Source organism: bacterium, from assembly GCA_018830565.1.
Lineage (GTDB): Bacteria > UBA9089 > JAHJRX01 > JAHJRX01 > JAHJRX01 > JAHJRX01.
This window is the reverse complement of record JAHJRX010000007.1, coordinates 1-4,927: the sequence shown is the minus strand read 5'-3', so window position 1 is coordinate 4,927 and position 4,927 is coordinate 1. Positions and strand designations below refer to the sequence as shown.

3 protein-coding genes are annotated in these 4,927 nt (G+C 33.8%); all 3 read left to right on the top strand.

Translation table 11 applies throughout. From position 1 onward, the window contains the following. The first annotated feature begins 688 nt into the window (after positions 1-688). Genes KJ849_00620 through KJ849_00610 form a run of 3 tightly spaced genes read left to right on the top strand, consistent with a single transcriptional unit; the run spans position 689 to position 4,816 of the window. Positions 689-1,897, top strand: a complete 1,209-nt coding sequence (locus KJ849_00620; GenBank protein MBU2599079.1) for a glycosyltransferase family 4 protein — start codon at positions 689-691, stop codon at positions 1,895-1,897. A gap of 33 nt (positions 1,898-1,930) precedes the next feature. Beyond that, positions 1,931-3,076, top strand: a complete 1,146-nt coding sequence (locus tag KJ849_00615) for a GNAT family N-acetyltransferase (GenBank protein ID MBU2599078.1) — start codon at positions 1,931-1,933, stop codon at positions 3,074-3,076. Between the two features lie 45 nt (positions 3,077-3,121). Further along, positions 3,122-4,816: a glutamine--tRNA ligase/YqeY domain fusion protein gene (locus KJ849_00610; protein MBU2599077.1), complete on the top strand. Its 1,695-nt coding sequence runs from the start codon at positions 3,122-3,124 to the stop codon at positions 4,814-4,816. The last annotated feature ends 111 nt before the right edge of the window (positions 4,817-4,927 follow it).

Genomic DNA, 4,927 nt, shown 5'->3' with positions numbered 1-4,927 from the left:
TAACCTAATTTCTACGATTTTCATAGAAGCATTAATGAATTTTCCCAAAGCTTGAATTAAAAAGAAACCTAATTTGATTCTAGTTCAGCCTTTTTAATCACACCTTGTAACTTATTAAATCAGACAAATATCTATTTTTCTATGTTTTGGACAAATCTCTCCCCCTATCTTGAAAACGTTGTCAAGCGTTTTCTTTTTTAAACCTTCTTGGCATTATTAGTTGAAGCTAACTTAAAGAAGACTAACTCTTTTTATTCCTTTTTCTTCTACCTTAATCTTATGCCTCTCTTCTAATCCCTTCAATATAAACACTTCAACATAAACCACATAAGATAATCCCAGCTATCAAAATACAGATAACGAGTCAAAGCACGAATATCATCAAAAAAAGTCTTGCGGGTGGGTAATTTCTGGCGCAGCAAACAGTAGTTTTCATCCACCTATAGAATAAAAAGAAATTTTCATAATTAGAATTGCTGGATTTTGTGGCTGACATTTGCAAAGATTTAAGTTGCATTATCTAAGCCAATATATTATAGCACTTATTAATGAAAATTTATGTGTCAAAGTGGGCGAAGGAGGAAAAAGGAAAAATAGATATTGTCCATTCTTTACTCTTTGAGGTCTCTGCAAAATGGAGTAATATCGCAGTAAAAGACACCGCCAATCTCAAAACTTGAGGATGAATATGACCACTAATCAAAAGAAGAATATTCTTATTATTTCACCTATCATGCCTTATCCTTTAGATTATGGATCAAGGATTAAGATTTACGAACTTATCAAATATTTAGCTTCTCGCTGCCACCTGACCCTTATCTCTCTTTGTCATAGTATGGAAGATGTGAAGAATGCTAAATTCATCAGGGATCTAAAGGTAGAAGTTCATACGGTGCTTAATCCTAATAAAAAAAGCTTTCTTTATCGGTCTCTATTTAAGGTAATAAATTCTATAGTTTCTTTACTCTTTTTTATTCCTCAAGACCTTTTATATGCTAATTGCCTGCCATTACGAAAGAAGATTAAAGAAGTAGCTTTGTCTAAAAAGTTCGATCTAGTTCACTTTGAATATTGGTGGACAGGATATTTTATTAAGTACTTTAGGCGAGTTAAGAGTTTTGTTTTAGAAGAAGATGTAGAATTTGTCCGCTATCAAAGAGAATATAAGGTTACTAAGTTTGGTCTTTCTAAACTTTTTGCTTATTTTCGTTGGAAGAACACCTTTAGGTATGAGATAAAATGTTGCCGTAAATTTAAGACTATCTTAACGGTAACTCCTAAGGATAAAGAAATTTTAGAGAGATATATTTCTAATAAAGAGATTATAACCTCACCTTTTTTGTTAAATATAGACATAGGTAAATTACCTCCCTGTGATTCCCATAATTTAATGTTTGTAGGTGGTGTTTCTCCTCATAATATAGATGGCATAACTTATCTGATCAAAGACATCTTTCCGAAGATTAAAGAAGAGATAAGCGAGGTGCAACTTTTTATCATGGGAGGGGAATTAGATAAGATATTTTCAGCTTATCATGGCCAGAATGGTATTTTTGTCTTAGGTTTTGTTCCAGATATAAGATATTATATTAGCCAGTGCTCTATCTTAGTAGCTCCTTTAAGGATTGGAAGTGGAATTAAGGGAAAGATTATTGAAGCTATGATGTATAATCGAGCGGTAGTTACGACAAATGTAGGAGCAGAAGGAATAGGCTTAACCCACGAGAAGGATGTCCTTATTGCTGATACGACAGAAGAATTTGTTAGCTGGACGGTAAAATTGTTAAGAGAAAAAAAATTACGAGAAGATTTAATAAAAAATGCTTCAAGATTAGTAAAAGAGAATTATAGTCAAATAGGAGCTTATAAAAAATTCTTTGAAATATATAAAGTTTAGTTCTTTCTTTTTATCTTCTAGGTAATTTTAAGTATGAAAGTTAGGCTAATTGAAAAAGAAGAAGATTTTTTTTCTTTAAGAGAGAAGTGGAATAACCTCTTAAAGAAGAGTAACCAAAATCACTTTTTTTTAACATGGGAATGGACATATACCTGGTGGAAGGAGATGGGAGACTGCAGCAAGCTTTATATTTTATTAGTTACCGATAAAGATGAAATTATAGGAATTGCTCCTTTAATAGTTAATTATCGAAAGGTGTTTAGATTATTTAAGGTAAAAGAGATAAATTTTTTAGCCCAAGGAGAACCGGTAGATTCAGACTACTTAAATTTTATTATTTATCCAACTCAAGAAGCAAAAGTGATAAGTTTATTGGTAACTTACTTAAAAGAGAACGAGACTTTTTGGGACTCCATAAACCTAACAGATATTTTAGAAGATTCTATCAATATTTCATTATTTTGTGAAGACTTAAAAAAAGAAGGATTTTGGTTCTCTCTTGATCCTGCCTTTAAAAAAGGTCCCTTTATTGTTCTGCCAAAATTGTGGGAGACTTACTTAAGCTCTATTGGGACTAAAACTCGTTATAACTTAAGAAAGTTTGAGCGAAAGTTAAAAAAAGAGTATCAATTAGAGTTTAGAAAGATAGAAGATAAAGAGTTAATAGAAGATAATTTTAATAAGTTTATCAAGATGCACCAGAAAAGGTGGAGAGAAAAAGGAAAATTTAACTACTTCCTAATGCCTTCTTTTAATCGATTTAATTTAAAGGTGATGAACCTGGCCTTAGGAAAAGGGTGGTTAGAATTTTATATCTTGTTAATTAACGAAAAAGAAGCAGGGTATCTGTATGGTTTTAATTATGGAGGTAAGATCTATGGTTACCAATCTGCTATGGAGAGCACTTACGTTAAATATGGGATAGGAATGCTTCAAATCTCTTATTGGATTAAGGAAAGTATTAAAAGAAATCTTTTAGAATTTTACTTCTTATCTGGAGATGAGCCCCATAAGCACAAGTTTACCAAATTAGAAAAGAAGAGTATCAGAATTATCGTAGCTAAGAAAGACATTAAAGGACGATTAATAAATTTAGAACAAGGTTTATCACGGCTTAAATCTTATTTAAAGAAGACCTTAAAGAAGACTTTTTTAAATAAATTAGTTAAGAAGAGTTAAATCTTTTAAAGATTAGGAGTAATTTAAAGATAGGAGTAAAATATCATGACCACTAATAACTCTTTGCCACCTTCTAATTTTATTCGAGATATTATTGCTCAAGACTTAAAGGACAATAAGAATAAAGGTAGAGTAATCACTAGGTTTCCGCCAGAACCTAATGGTTATCTTCATATTGGACACGCTAAATCTATTTGCTTAAATTTTGGTCTGGCTTTAGAAAATAATGGTAACTGCCATTTACGATTTGATGATACTAACCCAGAAAAGGAAGATATTAAGTATGTTGAAGCTATAAAAAGAGATGTCCAGTGGCTTGGATTTGATTGGGGAAAGCACTTATACTATGCCTCAAACTATTTTGAAAAATTATATCAATACGCAGTCCAGTTAATTAAAGCTAACCAAGCATATGTTTGTAACTTAAATGCCGATGAGATTAGAAATTATCGGGGTACTTTAACTAGCCCTGGCAAGGATAGTCCTTATCGCGATCGAAAGATCGAAGAAAATTTAAACTTGTTTCAGCAGATGCGACAAGGTGAATTTGAAGATGGTTTTTGCGTCCTTAGAGCTAAGATCGATATGGCTTCTCCCAATTTAAATATGAGAGATCCAGTTCTTTATCGAATAAAACGAGCCGAACATCCGAGGACAGGTAAAAAGTGGTGTATTTATCCTACTTACGACTTTGCTCACTGCCTTTCTGATTCTATCGAAGGAATTACTCATTCTATTTGTACTCTTGAGTTTGAGGACCATCGGCCTTTATACGACTGGATCCTTGACCAATTAGATGTTAGCTGTCATCCTAAACAGATTGAATTTGCCCGTTTAAACTTAAATTGGACCGTGATGAGTAAGCGACAGCTTTTGGAATTGGTAGAAGGTGGATATGTTTCAGGCTGGGATGATCCCCGCCTTCCTACTGTCTCAGGATTACGAAGAAGAGGCTATACCCCAGAGGCTATTAGGAGTTTTTGTGAACGTATTGGCGTAGCTAAAAGTAACAGTGTGGTTGATATAGCCCTGCTCGAGCATTGCCTTCGAGAAGATTTAAATTTAAAAGCCCCCAGGGTGATGGCGGTCTTACGCCCACTGCGGGTGGTCATAAAAAATTACCCGGAAGGCAAGGTAGAAGAATTAGAAGCTCAAAATAATCCCGAAGATCCTCAGATGGAAAGTCGCCAGATTCCTTTTTCTAAGGTAATCTATATCGAAAAAGATGATTTTCGGGAAGAACCACCAGCTGGTTATTTTCGCTTAGCCCCTGGTCGAGAAGTTCGATTAAAGCATGCTTATTATATTAAACTGGTAGAAGTGATTAAAGATAGCCGGACCGGAGAGGTAAAAGAACTCCACTGCACTTATGATCCAGAAACAAAAGGTGGTTGGTCAAAGGATGGACGAGTAGTAAAGGGAACTTTACACTGGGTCTCTGAAGACTTTGCCTTAGAAGCTACGGTTCGTTTATGCAGTCATCTTTTTACCATCCCAAATTTAGAGAACTTAGAAGATTTTAAGAAAGATTTAAATCCTAATTCTTTAGAGATATTGACTTCTTGTCAAGTAGAGCCAAGCTTGAAGGAGGTCTTTCCAGATAGTAAATACCAATTTTTAAGACATGGTTATTTTTGTGTAGATCTTGATTCTACCAAGGAAAGATTAGTTTTTAACCAAACAGTTTCATTGCGGGACAGCTGGGCAAAGGGAGAAAAGAAAGCTTGTCAAAGAAAGTAAAAGAGTAAAAGAGGTTAGCTAAAATAATGATTGGACTGGCAGGGATCTTTTGGGAGAAAAGAAAGTTTGTCAAAGAAAGTAAAAGAGTAAAAGAGGTTAGCTAAAATAATG

Excerpts from the sequence above, each read along its gene's own strand:
- KJ849_00620 (MBU2599079.1), top strand. The coding sequence starts at position 689 with ATGACCACTAATCAAAAGAAGAATATTCTTATTATTTCACCTATCATG.
- KJ849_00615 (MBU2599078.1), top strand. The coding sequence starts at position 1,931 with ATGAAAGTTAGGCTAATTGAAAAAGAAGAAGATTTTTTTTCTTTAAGA.
- KJ849_00610 (MBU2599077.1), top strand. The coding sequence starts at position 3,122 with ATGACCACTAATAACTCTTTGCCACCTTCTAATTTTATTCGAGATATT.